At 47.5% G+C, this 20215-nt stretch carries 18 protein-coding genes; 11 read left to right on the top strand and 7 right to left on the bottom strand.

Annotation, left to right across the window (positions count from 1 at the left end):
* Positions 1-2 precede the first annotated feature (2 nt).
* The 3 genes from H6624_17605 to H6624_17595 all read right to left on the bottom strand — a co-directional run bounded on the left by H6624_17605 (position 3) and on the right by H6624_17595 (position 2981).
* Positions 3-1184, bottom strand: a complete 1182-nt coding sequence (locus H6624_17605; GenBank protein ID MCB9086161.1) for a radical SAM protein — start codon at positions 1182-1184, stop codon at positions 3-5.
* A 34-nt stretch (positions 1185-1218) separates the two neighbouring features.
* Positions 1219-2511: a DUF1513 domain-containing protein gene (locus tag H6624_17600; GenBank protein ID MCB9086160.1), complete on the bottom strand. Its 1293-nt coding sequence runs from the start codon at positions 2509-2511 to the stop codon at positions 1219-1221.
* A 113-nt stretch (positions 2512-2624) separates the two neighbouring features.
* Entirely contained in the window at positions 2625-2981 is a 357-nt protein-coding gene (locus H6624_17595) for a hypothetical protein (GenBank protein MCB9086159.1), read from the bottom strand.
* 442 nt (positions 2982-3423) lie between these two features.
* On the opposite strand from H6624_17595, the gene H6624_17590 reads away from it, so the two are divergent.
* Complete coding sequence (locus H6624_17590) at positions 3424-4284, top strand: formylglycine-generating enzyme family protein (GenBank protein ID MCB9086158.1); 861 nt, start codon at positions 3424-3426, stop codon at positions 4282-4284.
* Between the two features lie 6 nt (positions 4285-4290).
* On the opposite strand, the gene H6624_17585 is transcribed toward H6624_17590, so the two are convergent.
* A complete protein-coding gene (locus H6624_17585; protein ID MCB9086157.1) occupies positions 4291-5502 on the bottom strand; it encodes a radical SAM protein in 1212 nt (403 codons plus the stop codon).
* A gap of 205 nt (positions 5503-5707) precedes the next feature.
* Here H6624_17585 and H6624_17580 point away from each other — a divergent pair, with 205 nt between their 5' ends.
* The 6 genes from H6624_17580 (at position 5708) to H6624_17555 (ending at position 12613) form a co-directional block, all read left to right on the top strand.
* Positions 5708-5977: an acyl carrier protein gene (locus tag H6624_17580; GenBank protein ID MCB9086156.1), complete on the top strand. Its 270-nt coding sequence runs from the start codon at positions 5708-5710 to the stop codon at positions 5975-5977.
* The gene (locus tag H6624_17575) at positions 5970-7214 is read left to right on the top strand and encodes a hypothetical protein (protein ID MCB9086155.1); all 1245 of its coding nucleotides are present in this window, start codon (positions 5970-5972) and stop codon (positions 7212-7214) included. Before H6624_17580 ends, H6624_17575 begins: the two co-directional genes overlap by 8 nt.
* Positions 7215-7237: 23 nt before the next feature.
* Complete coding sequence (locus H6624_17570; protein MCB9086154.1) at positions 7238-8689, top strand: MBOAT family protein; 1452 nt, start codon at positions 7238-7240, stop codon at positions 8687-8689.
* A 154-nt stretch (positions 8690-8843) separates the two neighbouring features.
* Entirely contained in the window at positions 8844-10088 is a 1245-nt protein-coding gene (locus tag H6624_17565; GenBank protein MCB9086153.1) for a radical SAM protein, read from the top strand.
* Positions 10089-10225: 137 nt separating this feature from the next.
* Complete coding sequence (locus H6624_17560; GenBank protein ID MCB9086152.1) at positions 10226-11332, top strand: dienelactone hydrolase family protein; 1107 nt, start codon at positions 10226-10228, stop codon at positions 11330-11332.
* A 246-nt stretch (positions 11333-11578) separates the two neighbouring features.
* Positions 11579-12613 carry a hypothetical protein gene (locus tag H6624_17555; GenBank protein ID MCB9086151.1) on the top strand — a complete coding sequence of 345 codons (1035 nt, stop codon included), beginning with the start codon at positions 11579-11581 and terminating at the stop codon, positions 12611-12613.
* A gap of 60 nt (positions 12614-12673) precedes the next feature.
* Here H6624_17555 and H6624_17550 read toward each other — a convergent pair whose 3' ends face one another.
* Positions 12674-13252: a hypothetical protein gene (locus H6624_17550; GenBank protein ID MCB9086150.1), complete on the bottom strand. Its 579-nt coding sequence runs from the start codon at positions 13250-13252 to the stop codon at positions 12674-12676.
* A 381-nt stretch (positions 13253-13633) separates the two neighbouring features.
* Here H6624_17550 and H6624_17545 point away from each other — a divergent pair, with 381 nt between their 5' ends.
* From H6624_17545 to H6624_17530, 4 genes are all read left to right on the top strand, one after another.
* Complete coding sequence (locus H6624_17545) at positions 13634-14887, top strand: radical SAM protein (protein ID MCB9086149.1); 1254 nt, start codon at positions 13634-13636, stop codon at positions 14885-14887.
* Positions 14884-15444: a hypothetical protein gene (locus H6624_17540; GenBank protein ID MCB9086148.1), complete on the top strand. Its 561-nt coding sequence runs from the start codon at positions 14884-14886 to the stop codon at positions 15442-15444. Before H6624_17545 ends, H6624_17540 begins: the two co-directional genes overlap by 4 nt.
* Before the next feature lie 16 nt (positions 15445-15460).
* Complete coding sequence (locus H6624_17535) at positions 15461-16795, top strand: twitch domain-containing radical SAM protein (GenBank protein MCB9086147.1); 1335 nt, start codon at positions 15461-15463, stop codon at positions 16793-16795.
* A gap of 267 nt (positions 16796-17062) precedes the next feature.
* On the top strand, positions 17063-18046 hold the full coding sequence (locus tag H6624_17530; protein ID MCB9086146.1) for a hypothetical protein: 984 nt from the start codon (positions 17063-17065) through the stop codon (positions 18044-18046).
* Between the two features lie 57 nt (positions 18047-18103).
* On the opposite strand, the gene H6624_17525 is transcribed toward H6624_17530, so the two are convergent.
* Together H6624_17525 and H6624_17520 are read right to left on the bottom strand one after the other, a co-directional pair.
* Complete coding sequence (locus tag H6624_17525; GenBank protein MCB9086145.1) at positions 18104-19126, bottom strand: NDP-sugar synthase; 1023 nt, start codon at positions 19124-19126, stop codon at positions 18104-18106.
* Positions 19123-20172 carry a phosphotransferase gene (locus H6624_17520; protein MCB9086144.1) on the bottom strand — a complete coding sequence of 350 codons (1050 nt, stop codon included), beginning with the start codon at positions 20170-20172 and terminating at the stop codon, positions 19123-19125. The genes H6624_17525 and H6624_17520 overlap by 4 nt, the downstream gene beginning before the upstream one ends.
* Positions 20173-20215: the final 43 nt, after the last annotated feature.

Genomic DNA, 20215 nt, shown 5'->3' with positions numbered 1-20215 from the left:
GGTTACTTCGCCTGCTTGACCATGGCGGCAGCGTCCAATGTCTCAGGGGAAGACGGTGAACAGCCATTTTTTGCTTTGGCCTCATTTCGGGCTGTCTCCTTGTGTTCGGGGTTGTTCCAACAAAACTCATAAGAAGCAAAAACATCTCCGGTCAGGGAAACCTGGTGTGCCCGACACCCAGAACACTTCAGCTTTTCATTTATAGAACAACCAACGCAAAATCCCTTTAGATTATTGTCGATATCGCGAACCGCTTTTGTTTCTTCCCGATTGAGAATTTCAACCAGGGTGTCTTTCATGATGTTGCCAAGAATATTGTCGGTGTAAGCACAAATACTAATATCCCCATTTGGCCGCAGCCCAGCTGAAGTCGAACAAACCGTGCAGCCGTAGGGCGCAATCGGCGGTCGAGGAATCCAGCTATAGCCAAACATTTTTCGATCCAAGATACTAAGTTTTAGAAAAAGATCCTTAAGCTCATTTGGATGAACCTGCAGAAAATCGTTATTTGCCTTGTTTGAGGGCATCTCCAGGATTTGAACCATCGGGACAATATTACGCTTTCTCCACTCAATCCACATATCAGGAATCTCGTGAATATTCATTTTTGTCACAACCGTATGAATTGAAAGCCTTGATTCTCCGGGGCCGCTGGTAAAACCAGCCTCCTCCAGAATTTTGATTCCATCTCGACAAATTTTAGCCGTTCCCGGGCCAGTTAATTTTTCTTGAATATCGTCACTCAAAGCATTTTGTTTGGCTACCACGACGGTGTCTCGCTCGAACAAATATTTCGCCACATCTTTGTCGATGTAAGTTGTATTCGAATAAATGATCGAATGAATTCCTCTTTTGTCGAGGTAATCAACCAAGTTTAATAGGTTGTATGTCGTCGGGTCAGTCGGTGACATTGCACGATTATATAAAAAAGGCTCCCCCTCACCGACAAAAGAAACAGATTTTATACCGAGTGCAATTGATTCATCCACAAATCGAAGTACGTCCTCATGGTAAATTGTCCCCTCGATCTCTTTAGCATTGCAATATAAGCAGTCGAAATTGCAGTCTGAAGGCAACCTAAGGGCCACGCCAACCAGGCGCCCGTCTCCTTGTGCTCGACTCATTTCGTAGGGAGTGTAAACCCGTTTTAGCGTTGGTGGAGGCAATTTAGGACGTGAGCTCATAAAACCTTCTTTCGCAAGCGTGCGAATTATTAAATCAAATCAACTCGGAGCTACTAAGATGAACCCCTCTCCTTGCGAATCCAGGCTCAATTCTAACCGGGACGGTCATATCAATTCTGGGTTCCAAGTTAGAGGTCGAAACAAAACCGACATTTGAATTTGCATCTGCTATCAAAAAAAACTTTTTATCAGGGGTTAAAGTAATACCAGTGGGAAATGCGACTCCAAACTGCCACCCGGGAATAACCTTGATTGGCTTTCCTGAGGTCATATCCGTCGCAACCACGACACCGCTTTCGCAGTAGCTGGTTAATGCGATCTTACCATCGGCGGACATCTCCACGTCGTTTCCTCCCAAATGTTGTACATCCGGGCTGGACCCCATAACCAAACCAGCACTTTCACCGATCCTAGTCATCTCACCAGAGGGAAGAAAAATTCGCTCCTCCCCCAGTTCTGTCCATTGAATTGAGCCCGCCAAGGAGTCCTCGAACCTTTCCTTGTAAAGGTCCCCCTTGATTTTTTTCGCATCCTCGGTTCTAAAAACGCAAAGAGCGATAGCCTCTTTGGATGCAGCGGCTATATGACGAGCCATTAACTGGTCGTTTTCGAGCGATTGTTCCCATGTTATTTTGCCGGTTTTTAGATCGACAACTGACACGCCCGTGGGATTGTCTTTGTTATGTTTACGGCCTTTGCTGCGACGATGGGCAATAATAGCATCGTCACCTACAATAACAATATCATGTGGGTTCTGTGGGATTTGGACGGTCCGTTGAATTTGGTGTGACTCCAAGTCCCGGTATTTCAAAACCCCAGTTAAAGGACCCTTGGCTTTGTCGTCGCGTTCAACCGTAACATAGACGTTTTCTTTCGGATAGAAGTCTAAATGTCCCGCAAAATAGTGGCCAGGGTCAGCTTGGATTTCACGAATGACTTTTCCCGAAACGACATCAAAAATCACCGCAACTTGGCCCCATAATGGGAGTGTTATGGCGAGATTTGGACTGTTAGGCAGGGGAATGGATTCATGAATTTTCACGATGTTGAGGTAGGTTCGTCGCTTATCAACGATTTTTCCATTTTTCACGTCGACGACATCGACAAAGGAGGTCGTCGATGGATCAAAGTTTTTGGAGGCTGTGACAGCTCTCTTGTCTTCAATTGACCCGGGCAACAAAAGGCGTCCCGTCCAGTTAGCAGAAGATGATTCAGAGGCAGACGAATTCTTTTGTGCAATTTGGCAGCCCGAGCCAATTAACCCTAAGGCTGTCGCGCCAGCGCTAATCTTGATGAAATCCCGTCGATTGAATTTATTAGAAGCCATAGGACCAAATACCCCCCCCTCAATAACTCCCCCCAACCTCAAAAATCCTCTGGTTGGGTTCCTCGATTGTCGTGTTCAATTATCTTCCAGGACACCAGGGTTTGGGGAAGTTCCTAAGCGATTTTATTTTCAGCGAGCTCAAATCTAAAAGTCGCCCGTTGGGCTTCACTAAAGGAAAATGCACCAGAATTTTGAACTTCAGCCCTCCACCTTTCGTAGCTCGTCTTGCTCAAAAATCTGTAGCTTAAATTTCGCTCCAACCGCTCAAAGTTCTTCTCAGATTGAAAATCGAGCAACAACCCAGCCTTTTTAAAGTGGCGGTTAATCTCGCGAATTTTATGGTAATTTTCGATTGGAAAGCTTTGCAAGTACCGATCAAAATCTGCTTTGGAATTGAAGGCAAAAGTTACGTCAACCCGATACGATCGCACCCACTTAGAGACGGGGTCACCCAACACCAGTGCTGGCATCGCGCCTATTGCGATTTTAATTATATCTCTTCTGTGGATTTTCATAAATAAACCTCACTCTTACCCGGGGATATGGTTCGTTCATGTAATTACCCTATAATTGTCGGCATTTTCACCGTATTATGCAACCCTATTATTCAATCAGATTTTGGGAGTGATTCAATCTGAGACGTTTCAAACAGGGGCTTCGGTTAGTAAGGAGTCGATTAAGGTCTAGTCCGATGGGTGAGGTTTACTTATATGCCGCAGAAGGGGCTGGTTGATATGGTTGATGCTAATGCGGGTGGTCTCAACTCGAACGGTTACCCCACCAGGAATGAGACATTGACCCGATGTCCATAGTTGTTTCCCTGGAAGCTAATTAAAGTCGCATTGGGGGTCGCTTTTTTTGGAAACGCAACCTGGATTTTTTTCGCTTTAAAACCAACAATGGGATTTCCGGATGAATCGATTATTAATGGGCTCCCAGCGTCTGCTTTTTCCTTTTGTTTTGCTTCTACTTTGCTCGTGTGTCCAGCTATCCAAACCGAGCTCGCCCCAGTGGAGCCTGAGTGCCCCCCCAAAGTTTGTCGTAGTTGCCAAGGGGACTTACGTATGGGGCAGTCCGAAGTCAGAGGAGGGTCATCAGCCAGCCGAGGCTCAGCAATCCGTCGAAATTACCAAGGGATTTGAGGTTTCGACTACGGAAGTCACGCAACTTCAGTGGTTCGAAGTGATGGGTAATAACCCCTCGAAATTTTCCACGAACGCAGTCTGTCCCAGGACATACCAAGAGATTGATGGCGTTGGAGTCTGCGGTGATTTCCCAGTTGAGCAAGTTTCGTGGGTCGATATTCAGGAATTCCTTTCACGGCTGAATCACCTTATCCGGGATGGGTATCATTATCGACTGCCAACGGAGGCTGAATGGGAGTATTTTGCCAGGGCAAATACGACGACGGCCTATTCGTTCGGAGACAGTCCAGAGCCGGGAATGGACTATGGGTGGTTTAAGGAAAATTCCCCCCAACGAACTTCGCCCGTAGCATTGAAACGACCCAACCCATGGGGCTTGTATGACGTCCATGGCAATAATTGGGAGTGGACACAGGACCTGTGGAAGAGAAACCGATCAGCCCCTCACCTTATTGATCCTAAAGGGGGAAAGACCGGGGAGTTCCGGGTGGTTCGAGGGGGCGGATGGTTTTTTAGTATTGCTGATGCGAGAAGTGCCAGACGGGCACCGTGGCATCAGTTGCGGCGAATTGATGATGTTGGATTCCGTCTGGTGAGAGTTAAGGTCGCACAATTGCAGCAGCCGTAAGGGTGTTCAAAATACCCCCAGGCTTTGAAATTCGGGGATATAATCAAGGACGGATTCACCTCGTAGAAAATCAATTTCTTTCGTATATTTAACAAACGCCCGGAAGTGTTCGGCACGATTGGCCTCCACATTTTCATAATCGGAGCTAGGATCCAAGCAAAAGAGTATTCGATCTATGAAGCCGGAGTTAACAGGGTCCTTGTCCATGATGGAGGACTTCAAGTGTTGTAACGAGATGCGGGCCTGTTCCCTCAGGTTCTCAGGCAAAACCTTTAAATGCAAAAAAAGCGGAGTCACGAGGACCTGGTAAAAGGTCGGGCGAGTCTGAAGATCCCGGCACCACTGATAAAGGTCTCCAAGGTTAAATAGGTTATAGGGCTGAATAGTTGGGAGCACAGGCTCCTCTTTCAGCCCGGGCAACTGCCGAAATTTTAGAATATTCTCCCTAATTTTTGGAAGAGGATATGCTTTGCCTCGGATGTAGCGGTGAATTTCGTCAGTTCCATCAATACTGTAGGAAAGCGCAACACGTGAGAATTTCTTGAGGAGGGCAAAGGTGGATTGGGGAATGACTGACGCGTTGGTTACGAAGCTCAGCTTGGTTTTCTTTGCAAGCCCGCGGGAAATCAAAGCCTCTAATATGGGATCAAGCTGATCATCAATAAAAGGCTCCCCGCCTTTGAAGCAGATTTTCCGTAAATTACTCATATAAGGAAGGGCATCTAAAATTTTGTCATTCATGTTGGGGGGGGTGGCCTGGGACTTTGGATATTGACCGCCAACTTGAAACTCCGGAGAAAGGCTCTTCTCCCAGTGGCGCCATGTGGTGCTGAATTCAGCGCAACACATTCGGCACCACATATTGCATTTGTCAGAAAGAGCAATGTCCAAAAAATAAATATCCGGAGGGTTCTGCTCGATGAAAACCTTAGAAAAGAGGTCTTCACCAAAACCATAGGTCTGGTTATAGAGTTCGCGACGAGATAAAAGCCCCGAGCGTTCACGCTCTTTACAGATGTGGCATGAATTAGGAAGATCGCCATTAGACAAGCTGTCTCGTAGGGAAGCCATTTTGGGCGACGACCAGATAGACCCGATAGAGCTCCCGTCTGCCACGGAGCCAAGAGAGAACTTAGTGCTTATGCATTGCCTGATGTCACCGGTGGGATTTAGCGTGAGAGAGGTCCAGGGTAGAATGCACTTGGGTTTCGAATTCATGATAACAGCATAACCTTTTGGCGGTACCCTACCAAGACACAACAAAGTTCACAAGACAGACCGGACCCCAACCCATTGGGAGGGAGACCAGGGGCGTTGCGTTAGGTCGGGCGTTTGAGGGAGTAAAACAGCCGGAGGTTGAGCGACCTTGATAAGATGGACCGAATTGTTTAGACTATCGCAAGGACTAACGGAGTGAGGGTATATGGGTGAGGATGCCTGGACGAGACTAAAAGGAATTATCGCAAACTATTGTTTCGGTTCCGCAAAGGAAAAAATTGAACCTTCCTCGGACCTAGTTGCGGATTTGGGTTTAGATTCAATTTCAATTGTTGCCATTGTACTGGAAGTCGAAAAGGCCTTTGGTGTGATGATCAACGGGCAAGACTTTAACGACAGTATGGTGACGACACCCAAAGACATAATGGGCCTTATTGACAGGAAATCGACCGGCGGGTCCGCCATAAATGGCTAGCTCAAGCGACACTTTATTCATCCAGTTTTACAAAACCAATGTCTCGACCAAAATTTTGGTAAATGGTGAATACATTAATCTCATTGGTGATCACAAAGAGTATGATTTGTGCAATGGGTTTTCACAGACACACTATTCGTGCAAAAAGCGCGGAGACTTTCTTTGGTATTTTTACGATCTCGATGGAACGATGGAGGAGGTGTTGGAACGCAATCGCGGCCTTACTTTGCCCATCAGCCGGGGAACAGTTTATGTAAGTGCATTCTATAATGTACACATGTATCAGGCTTACTTGTGGGCACAAGAATATCCAGAAATCCACTTTATAGTTGGCGGGCCGGCGGTCGATATGGACAAGGTCCAAGGAGAGCTCCCTAAAAACCTTGAACTCTATGAGGGAACGCTTCACGAAAGATTTGGAGAGGACCCGCAGTGGGGAATTGAAATTCCAAAGGAAATCAGCGGCAAGATAATGTTCTCCTATCCCATTGAGAAGAATTGCTACTGGGGAATATGTACTTTTTGTGGAATTAAGCAGGAGGTGATGAAGGAGCCTATCAATTATAGTTTCATGCAGGATCTGCCTCCTGGAAATCAGTACTTTGTTTTCCTCAATACTTTTGCGATGAGTCCAGAATTTATGAAAAACAATCTTCATAAGTTTAGATATAAAGGACCAAGGGATTGTTTTTGGACATATGTACGAGCAGACAAGCGGATATTGGAGGTTCTAGACCCTTCATTCCGGCGTTGTGCTGAAGAGGGGTTCGACTTGCGCAGGTTTTGGTGGTTGGTGGGCCTCGAATTTCCGTCCAATCGCATGCTAAAGCACATGAAAAAAGGCACAACGCTAAAGAACATTTTGGAATTCTGCAAAATCGCTGAGGATCACGGAACAAAGTTGGTCATCTCGACTATCTTTGGCTGGAATAACCTGACCAAAGAAGACGTGGAGGAAGGCAAAGAGTTTTTGGCCTCGCTACGAGATGTAACTGCGGGTAAAGCCCTGATAAGGTGCCATTATCTGGTCTCCAAGCCGCTTGCTCCAATGTATGGAAAGCAGGACTTAGATTTTCGAGTTGTTAAAAAGGGCCCATTTGTATTGGGGAAAATTCCTTTTATGAATGATGAGCAACGGCGACTTAACGATGAAATGCTCGAGTTTTTATACTCGTGCCAGTTTCGTGGAATTAGAGAGCCATATAGTGATGGTAACTTTGCATATGATCTATTATAGCTAGAACAACTCGCAGAGAAAGAATGTCGCTAAGTTCAAGTCAATATTTGCTGTTTTTACCCATAGTGGCGATTTTGCTGCTGATCATTCCGGTTAACCTTCGATCCATTTACCTTTTGCTGGCAAGTTATGTTTTTTACTCCTTTTGGAGTACAAAACATTTGATGCTACTTATTGGCGTGACCGTAGGCACATATGTCGTTGCTTTGGTTATGGATCGGCTGACGACCGCTCGCTCGAAGCGGCTGGTTTTAAGCCTTGGAATTGGCGCAATCATTTTTATTCTGGGATTTTATAAGTTCGTAGGTGTTCAGAAAGGTGGCAGCCATTATAGCTTCAAAACCTATTCCCAGACGCTACTGGATCTTGCAATACCCTTGGGCCTGTCATTTTTCTGCTTCCAAGCCATGTCCTATTTGTTTGATGTTTGCCGGGGAAGACTGAAGGCGGAGAGTAAATTTACAGACCTTGCCCTGTTCATTGCCTTTTTTCCCCAACTAGTTGCCGGTCCAATTGAGTGTGCAACGAATCTATTGCCGCAATTAAAGGCCAAAATTAATATCGACTATGAGAACCTGAAGTTCAACTTGATGCGCATTGCCTGTGGGCTGTTCAAAAAAATTGTCCTGGCAGACTCTGTACATATTTTTGTGACTAATGTGTTTTCGAGCGCCGACTACTACTATGGAGCCCCCTTTTTGCTGGCAGTATTTTGGGCCCGATATGGCCTTTTTCTTGACCTTTCAGCCTATACGGACATTGCCATTGGCTCTGCGGGGGTGTTTGGAATCCGCTTAACGGAGAACTTTAGGCACCCGTTTTTTGCGACCTCGCCCACAGATTTCTGGAGAAGGTTTCATCGAAGCCTGGTGATCTGGTTTTCGAACTACCTGTTTCTGCCTCTGTGTCGGATTTTTACCTCGGTTACTTCGATCAAGATTAATCTAATGATAACTTTTTTTGTCGTCGGGCTTTGGCATGTAGGTGATGTTTGGCATATTGTTTGGGCGGCTGGGCATGGGGCGCTCTATTTAGTTGAATATTCCCTGCGAGGATTTGGCGGTCGGTTTTTCCGGGCGCTCAAGGTGCCCAATAGGTCTCCCATAGAGACGTTGATAAAAATTTTGGTAGCTCAAATCATCCTGTGCATCCCCGCCTTTGTTTCCCAGCTGGGCCGAGTCTCGTCCTACGTTTCTATCGACAAAATGTGGAGCTTATCAGTCGCCGACTTTATTAATTTTTCCGCACTAAAGTCCTATGTCGGGCTACATCAGTCAGCCGTTCACATTGTTGGAGTGTTGTTTTTCATTTTCTGCCTGGAAGGATTGCACTACATAGAAACCAAAAAACCTCTGCGGACTTGGTGGCAGGAGTTGCCTCTGGCGGCAAAAATCGCACTGGTAGTAGGTTTCGCGACAAGTTTTTTCGTCTTTGGTTCATTTAATGAAACGGTATTTGTTTACTACCAATATTGAGGAGCAAATGTGAATTCGTGTCGCCTTGGGCGCCGGAAGGCGAGGCGTCGTCAATTCCAATGCCAGGTGTGTCATCTAGAGACGGCTGGATAAGGGAAATTTGCCCTTTTAATGAGTCAAAGCCTGTGGGATCATCTAGGGGGAGGGGTTTTGCGTGGCGATTAAGGATACCCTGTTTGTCCAGTTCTATAATACTCATGTTAGCGGAGGCAAGGGCACAAAGATCTTCGTTAATAACGAGTATGTTGAGATCGATAGGAAAATGCTGTCAGAGGACTATTTTCTCTCGAACGGCTTTTCCTCCATGTATCATCGCTGCAAGGAGCTTGGAGATTTTTACTGGGTTCGTTTAGATTTGAGTGGAAGCCTGGACGAGCTGCAAAGAAAAAACAGTGGCATTGAGTTACCTATCGACAAGGGCAAGGTATACATCAGTGCATTTTTTAACTTCCACATGTACATGGCTTATGTCTGGGCCATGAGGTATCCAAATATTGAGTTTGTTGTCGGTGGGACAGCCGTGGAGCCGGAGAAGCTCGCGGGTGAAATCCCCCCTAATCTCACCTACACTCAGAGGCCTCTCTGGGAGGTAATTGGAGGCGAGAGGTCGTGGGGAGTGGAGATTCCCAAGGGACTAAATGGCAAGGTGTTGCTGGGGTATACTGTGGAGGAGTTTTGCTACTGGGCCAAGTGTAACTTCTGCACCTATCCTGGTGACAATACCAAGATTAAATTTGACCCCAATTTTGTTAATGATCTAAATGATGGATATTTGCGAGTTTTTCTTAACTCGCCGGCATTGTCGCCGAAGTTTTTGAAGACCTATCTCCCTCAGTTGAAGCCGCGTAATGATATCGACTATTGGACCCACCTCCGCTGTGACACCGGGGTCTTTAGGGTGCTCGAATCCACGTTTAAGGAGTGTCAGCGGGCAGGGTTTAACCTGGCCCATTTTTGTCCATTGACGGGCCTGGAGTTTCCTTCCAATCGAATGCTGGCATGGATGAAAAAAGGGCATGATCTTGATATTGTTCTGCGTACGTTTGAGCTTTATCACAAATACCGGCTTCGGCCGGCGATTTCCCTAATCTTCGGGTGGGCGAATTTGACGGCTGAAGATATTAAGGAGGCCCGGGAATTTCTTTTCAGGCTTTCAGATGTCATGCGCGGGCGAGTTTCTGTTAAATGCCATTCTCTAGCGGCGAAGGTAAACACAGATCTCTACAAAGATGCCCCGGAGGGAACGACAATTCGACTCGGTCCCTTTGAGTTGGGACGAATTCTGGAGCTGGATTCCGAGCAGCAAGAATTGAACTCCCAGTATCGCGAGGTTCTAATGAAGGCGGGTTTTCTCCATTTGGTCGATATGGGCCTAAATCCTGAGAACGATTTTCTTTGACCCCGTCGAGGCAAGGCACAACATACCGCAACAAGAACATCGAAGAATGAACATCGAAGAATGAACGCTAGAGCCAGCCCAAGAGAGCGAGTTCAAAAAAACTGGAGAAACCGGGAGAGTTGAGAGATTATCGGCCAATGGGGAAAAATCGGTTTGCCACTCGATGGACCATTTTCTTAATTGCTTGGGTAACAATTGGCCTGGTTGGGTTTTACCATCAGGAAAAGTTACGATATCTGCTATCTAAGATCAATTTATTGGGAATCGCTACCAATCAGGGTTTTGATCAGCGCCACCGTGGAAAATTTGATTACATAGGAGATTTTGTGGTGAGCAGCCAGAGCCCATATTCTCTACAAGATCTTCTGGGAGAGGAGTCTATAAGAGAAAGGGCAAAGATCAAAGGGTCAGTCCTCATTCCATTTGTTAAGCTGAGATCAAACTCGAAGGAGAGAATTCCCGCGGTGGTGTTTGTTCCAACTTCGTTAGGAGCTTTAAAAGACAGGGATCGCGAGCGGCTGGAGGTTTTGAACTCCATGGGGATTGCAACGGCGGTTTTTGATAGCTTCACTCCTCGAAATGTCTATGGATGGACCGGGCACCATTCAGAGCGCCTGTCCAACGCCATGGTGCTGTCCGATGCGTTCGCAGTATTAAAGTTTTTGCGGGAAAATTTCTCCAGGGAGATTGATCCTGCTAAAATAGCCATTCTTGGTGGATCAAAGGGCGGTGAGATCGCTTTGTTGGCGGGCTGGCGGCCAGTTGTTGAGCGGCTTGACCCTGGAGGGCTGGGTTTTGCGGCTCACATTGCCTATTATCCATTTTGCTACAATTACGAAGACCCCCGATTCACCCCTGCCCCAATGATTTTATTCATTGGGGAAGAGGATAATTGGGCACTGCCCGATCGGTGTTATGAGTTCAAGAGGCAGGTGGCTCAAAGTGGCGGAAATATTTTGCTTAAAGTCTACAAGAATGCCTACCACGGATTTGATTCTCTTACTCCTCTACGAGTGATTGACGGGCCTCACAGTAGAGAAAAGTGTAAGTGGGCGATCAGTGCCGAAGGCTCCTTGCATGAAGCGAAAATGGGTTTGGACCAAAATTCAATTGAGAGAGCTAGAATTGCCAATAGAAGTTGTGGAGAAAAAGGGAAAGTTAAAATAGGCGGAAACGTTGACGCCAAGCGCCAGTCCTATTTGGATCTTATCACCTTCGTGAACGCAATCTTTCGGTCTGAGTAGGGCGTTAAGCAAAGTTTCTGACCGGCGGATTCTTTGACTTGACGAATATGGTTTCGTATCCTGTGCCAACTCTTATAGGAGGTTCTGGCTTTGCGATCTGCATTATTGATTCTAGTTCTTTTGACGTCTTGGCTAACAGCGCATGGGAATTCGGTTTTGCCGACGGTGGGGTCTGAAATCCGCTACAGCTGCAAGGGCGAATCTTATTCTGATCGATATGTACTCAACTGGCACCACCAGGGGGGAATGGTAATCTATGAGGAGTCTTTTTCTAGTCCAAAGAAAAAAGAATCGCCTCGCTGGGATGGTGTTGCGCAGGGCTGGGAATACATTGCTGGAGCTCATTATTTGAGAGCTAATCCAAGCATACTTACAAAAAACAAATTAAAATCCGGCAATCTAGAGAAGGTGACAACATTAAAGCCGGGAACCTATTCTGGCGTTATTGAGAGCACGAATCGAAATGGGAAATTCGATGTGTCGGTATCTACTAAGGTAGGAAAAGAGCAGAGGATTGACACCAAAATAGGACGAGCAACACTCGTTGTTGAGCTTGAATCGGTCATGGGTAACGCCGACGGGAATGGAGCCGTTGTTCGGAGGTCGGCGTTTTACTCAAAGTCCTTTCGGTTAATTATAAATGAGAAGGTTGAAGTATCTAAGCCAAGTGCATGGATATTCCCCTATGATTGTGAGGTTCAGGGCGTGAAGCGGAGGAGTAGAGTTCCGAAGTCCAAGCTTGCCGAATTCAGCTGGCCCAAAGCGGGCACGGAGCTATCTTACAAATGCGAGGGCAGTATAAAATCCTTAAAAATGAATGTTATTAAAAATCAAAAGGACAATGTCATTGTAGAGATAATACGAGATTCGCAAAAACCTTTTCGAGCCGCAGGCCCGGGGTGGAAATTGTATTTTGGATTGGCCGACCATTTGGTGGATGCTGAGGGGAAGCCAATGAGGGCCTATAGCATGAAGGGCGGCGGCTCGAAGCCACCAGCGAAAGTGGGACTTTACGAGGCAGGCTACTCATCTTCAACGAGGCCAGAAGAGGTTGTTGATTTATACGGGTTTTTAAGTCCTCCGGAAGTCCGCGTCGTGACTAACCACGGAGAGAAACAAATTTCCTATATTAGAGCCTATCACTCCGGGCAAAAGGCGTTTTTTCGCTTCACCCATGAGTACTCTTCGGAATTAAAATTGCCCGTGGCTGTTGAAGCAGCTGATAAGATGGGAAATAAGTTTGATTATCGCTGTGAGCTCGACTCCGGCGGAAAAAAATAATTTTTTCTTCCAGACACTTTTTGGGTCCCTACAGGTTGCGACCAAGGATCTTGGTGGAATTTACTGATTGATGTTTTCTGCTGGGGGCTGCCTTGGGTCAACACTAATGGAGTGGACATTAAGATCTTCTGGCTGGGCAAGAATCCACTCGATTAGGTCTACAACGTAGGCGGTCGAAAGTTTGTTCTTTCCTGGATGCTTTTCTTCTGTATAAGGAGTCTTCACGAAGCCAATCGATAGGTAGGATACTCGAATCCCACTTCCGCTTAAGTCGCAGAGGTTGAGATTCTGACAAAGACTTCTCAGGCCCTTCTTTTCAATCGGGTACATCCAATTCGAAGGGCGAGCTCCACGATCAGCCGTGCTGCCAAGGCACACAAAGCGACCTTTTTTTGCCTGGTCAACCCAGTACCTCCAGGTGTTTTCCACCAATAAGGTCTGGTTAAACCTACGCAGGGTCGAGCAAAAAATCACTGTATCGAAATCGACGCTCAACCGTGCAAAATCGTCTTGTCCCTTCTCTGTGTTTAGGTCGAAGCCATTAGAGCGACTGGCAAAATGGGCTTCCGGCCATCGCTTGAAAATTTCACTGGCAATTCCATATTTGAAGTTTCCCGCCACTAAGATCTTAGAGCTCATGGCCTCTACTCCTCCTAAGATTGAAGGGGTACCGTAAATAGTTTTTTCTCCCGGCCACTAGGGAGTCTTGCCCCGACCGAATTCATCTTACTGGTCCATATATAATCGAGCGCCACAGATTACAAGTGTGGAGTTGACTCCATAAAGATGGATGGACACGAGATTCTGTTCAGCAGCACCGCCCTCGCAATATGGAAGCGGTACATGAGAATCCAATGTCTAAGCCCACCTTCAGTCTCGAACTAAGAAGGGAGCCTAGTCGCCGGGAGGCGGCCAGTGGGGCACGAGAGGCAACGCCCCGTCCCGGAGAGGCTGGTGGGCGGGATCGATTTGCCATCAAATCCCCAATGGAGATAGGGTTAAGTTAAGGGGAAGAGATTAGTGTCAGAGAAGACATCTACAAAATTATCACCCACTTTTTGTGTCCTTCCTTGGTTGCATTTGGGGGTTCGTCCGACGGGGCGATTGAGAGTTTGCACATGGACGATTTCCACCCTAAAGGACGGTGAGGGGCGGCCTTACAGTGTCGGAAAGGACTCCCTTTTCTCGGCGCTCAATTGTAGTGAATTGGACCAAATGAAAGCAAAGATGCTGGCCGGTAAAACGGTAGCAGCCTGCACTCGTTGTTATGAATTTGAATCAGTTGGTAATCGAAGTAAAAGGCAAACGGAACTGGAGGTCAACGCCGCCCGAGTTCCTGATATTCTAACTGGTAAAGTCCAGAATCCTGAGATTCTGGAACTGCGTCTAGGTAACAAATGTAATCTTGGCTGTGTTTCGTGTAGCCCCGATTCATCCAGTTTCCTGTACCGCGAGATCGAGCAGAACATGGAGAAAAAGGATGTTGAGTTCGATGATCAGCATCTGGGCGCTTTTGCTAGCATGCGATCAAGTATGAGCGACTGGTATGAACGAGAAGAATTTTGGCAAGATGTGCGCCAACTGATGCCCGAGATCCGTCGCCTTTACATTACCGGAGGGGAGCCGACTCTCATTGGCAAAAATTGGGAGATGCTGTCCTATGCTATTGCCCAAGGCTATGCCTCTCAAATTGACTTGGAGATGAGTACGAATTTGACGGTCATAAAAGAGGAGCAGATTGAAACCCTCAATCATTTTAAGTCCTGTCATGTCTACTGTAGTATTGACGCCACCGACGGGGCTTTCGAGTATCTTCGCTACCCGGCAAGGTGGGATAAGGTAGAAAGTAATTTTAGGCGCCTGTTGCAGATCGCAAACGCCAACGTGCAAATCAGCGTGACTCCGACCATAAGCGCCTTGTCGATTTGGCGGCTCAAGGACCTATACGCATGGTTGAGTGGAGTGGAGAATGAGAGTTCTCGCGGAGTGCGTCTCCATTGCCACACATTGTTGCGAGACCCCGCCTATCAAAGCCTGACTAATTTACCCCCTAATTTAAAACAGAAGGCCATTGGGGAGGTCGAAGCCCTCCTAGCAATTTACCCGGATGAATTCAATCAGAGGAACTTGTCCAAGGTGGCAAACTTTATAAGACACGGAGAGAGCCATCCGGAGATACTAATTGCAGGGCAAAAGTTCATCGAAACATTTGATAATATTCGTGGAAGATCTTGGCGGGAGTTTGTTCCTGAACTCGGGGAGGTTTGGAGGTGAAAATTTTGGTTGTTGGCGGAACTCAGGATTTCGGCAAGGGAGTCACTGAATACTTGGGTCCGGAGGCGTTTGGAATTGGCAGGTCCAATGGATTTGATGTTTGCGACCGAAGTGTTTTTAAAAAAATCGTTGAAATGTCGCGCGAATATCAGGCTGTCGTCGTCGTCACCAATGCCAACAATCTGCAGCCCGAGTTGGTGGAGGAAATTGCTATCGATTGGTTGGAGCGAAATCATGACGGCTATCTATTCTGCCTCGGCTCAACTGCCGTGTATCATGAAAAATATGACCGCGACCACCGGGTGTGGAACTACCTGCGAAGCAAAGAGGGGCTTAGGCTCCTGAGTAAGTACATTGGAGAACAGGTTTCAAAGCGGGAAGTAAAAATGCGCTTCACTAATATTCAGGTGGGTAGGTTGGATAATGAAAAATCGAGATCAAAACCTGGATTCCGAGTTGGCTTAAAGCCCGAGGAGGTGGGATCAGTGGTGCGCTTTCTTTTGGACACACCCAAGCACCTGTGCGTTCATGAGGTCTATATGGACCCCAAGTATTAAAGGCGGATAATGAGCCGTGAGTGAAATCAAGAAGGGTCGTTTTTGTGTCGTTCCGTTTGTCCAGCTCAACACCCGTGGGCAGGGTAACTTGCGCGTGTGTTGCTCGATTAGCGGAATTCCTCATGGCATTCCCAAAAATGGGACCATCATAGACGTCAACGCGGGTCGCACTGGCGGACCGGGCGATACATTTGACCTAAGAAAGGACAGTATTGACGAAGTTTGGAATTGCGAATTTATGCGCGACTTTCGGTTGAGAATGGCTCGCAAAGAGTATCTGTCAAACTGCGAGCACTGTTATCGCCTGGAAGATAGAGGTGTTGATAGCAAGCGGGTAAATCGCAACAACAAATTTGCTGCGAAATTCCAATCGGTTGTGGACGAGGCCCTGGCTAATGACGGACAAATATCTACTCACCCCATTTGGTGGGAGCTTCGCTTTAGTACGAAGTGCAATCTATCCTGTCGTATGTGCACTCCGGCCCTCAGCACGCGAATGCTTCAGGAGTACAAAGCCAAAGCGGACCAGCTAACACCTGAGATGCGTGGAGAGATGGAAATGGCCACGGCCTTAGTTGCCGACGGGCATTTGGGAGAAAGCCAATACTTTAGAGATCAGCTTCAGCCCTACATGGAGAAGGCTCGCTTTTTGGAAATGCGGGGGGGAGAGGTGTTGGTCGATCCTGAGGCGATAGATTTTTTACGCGACCTTTCTTTAAAAAAGAAGTGGGCGGCGAACATGCATTTGGATTTGAGTTCAAACATTGTCACCCTGAATGAAGAGCATATTGAAATATTCAATGGCTTTAACAGTGGGACAATCAAGTGTAGCGTCGATGCCTTTGCGGAGGAAAACGAGTACATTCGGTTTCCCTCAAAGTGGACAGACACCGTCCAGGGCTTGAGAAAACTAAAAGGATTGCATTCTCGATGGAGTAAGGTGCTCCAGGCGACTTTGTCGGCCTATCAGGTCTGTACTATTGATCGACTTCTCTGGTTTCTCGATGAGTTTGTTCAGGAGAGTGGGATTGAAATGACCTTCTCCTTTACTATGGTTCGGGACACACCCCACCTTGATCCGGAGCTAATTCCCTTAGAAATGAGAAAGGCAGCTGCTCATAAGGTCGAAGTCTTTTTGGAAAAAAGCTATCTGTGCAGTCGGAGTCCCCACCGGGACGAAAACCGTCGAATGGTTAGGAGTCTGGCTCAGGGTCTGCTCCAGTCGGAAGAGCTTAGGAATTCCAGTGACTTAAAGGCCTTTGTCGATCACACCCGAGCCCTGGATCAGATGCGGAGCCAGTCAGTCCTAAGTGTTTTCCCCCACTTAGAGCCTCTACTGACTCAGAAGTAAGCAGGCGGAGTCTGTCTTTGGGGCCGCAAAAAACACCCGTGAATACAGGCGTTTACAACCTCATAAAAAGGCAAAAATGTCCTAAAGTAAGACAGGACTTTTGTCGATAAGTTTTCAAAGTGTCTCGGTTTGAGTCTAAGGTTTTAACTGAGGCGCTCCATACGATAGGGCCATTCAATTGCAGAACCGTCAGTCCACGAATGCCTTTAAGTGGGTGGGAAAACAAAGCTATAATTTATTAAATCCATTGAGATGGTGGGTAGGTATATGAACAAATTGGCTTATGTGATTCGTGGCGGGTTAGTTGTAGCAATGGCAGCCTTTACTCTTGGTGCCTTGGGTTCTGGTGGAACACAAGGAACGGAAGGTGGCAATCAAGCTCCCGGCGGTGGTCCCAACATCAATCAAGGTGCCGAACAAGGTTCAAGTTCACAAAATACAGGGATGATGATCAACCTGGCTGCGGGAGCCACTCTCTCTGCAATTTGTGCGACCCCAAAAGGTGGTTGGGCGTGTCCGATGGCAGCAATGGCTTTTCTTCAGGCGGCGCTTGATGCGGGAGCGGCTGGCGAGTCCGACGGCGTTTATGCGGCCACAGAATATAATCCCAACTTCCCAACCACTCCTGGTGGTGAGTTGCCAGGCGGCGGCACTTTGCCAGGGACCGTTCCTGGCGGAGGTGTTGGTGGAGGAAGTGGAACATCTTTTGCGAATCCACGAATCAATGAAGGTCTTAGAAACTTGGAAAACAAAGGCTACAAAGTCAATGCGGCAGCGGGAACCATTACCACTCCAAACGGAGAGATGCCTTTGAGTGCTTTTTCAAGCCCAGAGGCCATGGCTGCTGCAGGCTATGATGAAGCATCGGTGAATGCCGCCCGCGCGGCCATTGGGAAGTTAAATCGTGATGCGGTTGAGCAGTATGGAGATAAAGCCAATGTTGTAGCTATGGGGCTGGATTCCCGTGGTGGTGGCGGAGGCGCCCTCGGTGCGGGGGGCGGTGAAGGCGTCAGCTTTGATGGAAGTGATCCAATGGCGGCTTACCTCGCATCTTTAAAAAATAAGATGAATAAAAAGCGCGGTCCGGCCAATGTGGCGGGGATGCAGAGAATGGCTGGTGGCGAGCCAATTGGAGTCAAGATGGACAACATTTTTGAAATGGTTCATCGTCGCTATCAGAAAAAGCGCAAGGCCAATATCTTTATCGAGACCGACACCCAGAATAAGGATCGGGGAAATTCCAAGTTTTAAGCGGGTACTTAAATTTAAAAATCAGAAAAGGCCGACACCTATAAATGTTGGCCTTTTTTATATAAGTCGGAGCTGGGCGTGAAGAGAGGATCCCTTGGGGATTTGCAAGTGACTTCCAATGACCGAGCTCTCCAGGGAGCAGCCGTCGTCGATAACCGTACCGTCACCAATAATATTAAAGCCTTTTAGGTCCACGCCTTGAGCGAGTTGTACCCCATGGCCAAGAAGGGTGGGGCCACAAATCTGGGCCGATGGATCTATGTGGCAATTGGTGCCAACTAAGACGTCGGAGCCATGGGGAAGCAAAACCCGTCCATAGTGATGGTGAAGCTCCTTTAGGCTCGCCCCAAGCGGATCATCACTGAGAAGGTGATTCAGGCAGGCGAGACTAGCTGACAAGAAATCGGATTCGGATCCGGTCTCATACCAGGCGCCCTCAACCTCAAAGGCTTCAACTTTTTCTCCGACTCTAATTCCGGAGGCCAATCCATCATAAAGAATATTTGAAGCTTGATCTTGGGGAAGAAAGGCAAAGACTCGGTCGCTGAGAGCCATAAATCCAGTATAGTGGTACCCCATCAATTTGGAAGAGCTGGCCACCTTTCCGAATTCAATCACCCGACCGCTAGAGTCGCACCACACGCCGCCAAACTTGGTCCCAACTTCTGGATGGCGGCACACGGCCAAGGTGGCTAGATTGCCACGGGATTGGTGATGCCTCCACAACTCCTCAAGGCCATCTGGCGCAATCAGAATCTCGTCACCATTGGCGACGACAAAGCTCCCTTCGCCTTTTAAGTGAACTTCAGCGTTCTTAATTCCGCCGCCGCTGCCCAGAATGACGGGAGTCTCGTGGATAAACTTCACCAGGGGTAAGCCAAAGGCCTCAACGGCAGCTTTGACGCTCTCTCCACAATGATGGGTATTGACCACGAGTTGATGGGCCCCGACCGCTTGCAAATGAAACCAGGGATAACAAATTAGAGGTAGGTTTAAAAAGGGTAATGCCGGCTTAGCAACCTTTGTTGTGTGGGGTCTAAGCCGCTCGCCGAGCCCGGCAGCAAGGATCATAGCTCTCATAGAGCCTCATAATCCGTTTCCAAAAAGCCTCGGTCGGTCAAGATGTCGGCAAAAAACTTGTATTCAGGAAAATGCTCCAGGTGCCGAACCACGGTCTCTAATGTGGGGCGAATATACTTTAAGTAGCGGGTATCGCCCCGAGTGTTATAAAAACTGGAAAAACTCCCGCAGGCTTTAAAGCATCTTTGAATCACCTGCAGATTGAATATCCTTTGAAAACCCAAATCCTTGCACTGCAGTCCAAACAGATCACAGGCCTGCTCTCGGTAATACTCCAGAATCGCCCCTCGGGTCTCCTCGCTCAAATCCACATAGGAGTCATGAACCAAACTGACAAGATCGTATTGGATCGGGCCCATGCGGGCGTCCTGAAAGTCAATAACGCGCATTTTGCCGAGCTTAATCATGAGATTTCGGCTGTGGTAATCCCGGTGACAAATATACTTGGGCTCTTTATCGAGGGTAGTGCAGATATCGGTAAAAATACTCTGCATCTGTTTGGAGTCGGAATCAGAAAAGCTCACCTCTCCGAGCGCCTCTAACAGGTGCTGTCGACCATAATTCATTTCCCATAATAATTTCTTGGTATCAAATTCGATAGCGAAGGCGGTGCAGGAAGGATCCATGTCCTGGGTTGCGGAATAGTGAATCTTAATAAGCTCGTCGATGGCCTGTAAATAAAAGGGAAGAGCGAGGTCCTGGTTTTGATTCTCCCAAAACTTCCGTTCCAGAGTGAGATCTCCCAGATCCTCTAACATCACAAGACCGAGTTCCGGTGCCATACATTTAACATCCGGAACCTGAACACCATGTTTTAAAAAGTGCTTTTGCACCGACAGGAAGGGGTATTTGTCGTTGGCCTCAAAGGGCTCCCACTGCATCAATACCCAGGAGTCCTCCTCACAGACAATTCGATAGTACCGGCGGGCGCTGGCATCTCCTGCAAGAGGCAAAACCTGATACCTGTCCGAGTCCATTTGGCGAGAGAGAAAATTGAGAACGTAAGGCTCAATCGGTTGAGCGACTAATTCTGTTTTTCCATTCATGGGCAAACTCGATCAGTTCTTTCGTCCAGAAACCATTAAGGAG

The sequence above is a fragment of the Pseudobdellovibrionaceae bacterium genome (genome assembly GCA_020635075.1).
Lineage (GTDB): Bacteria > Bdellovibrionota > Bdellovibrionia > Bdellovibrionales > UBA1609 > JADZEO01.
The sequence above is the reverse complement of the archived record's forward strand: the minus strand, read 5'-3'. Positions and strand labels throughout refer to the sequence as shown.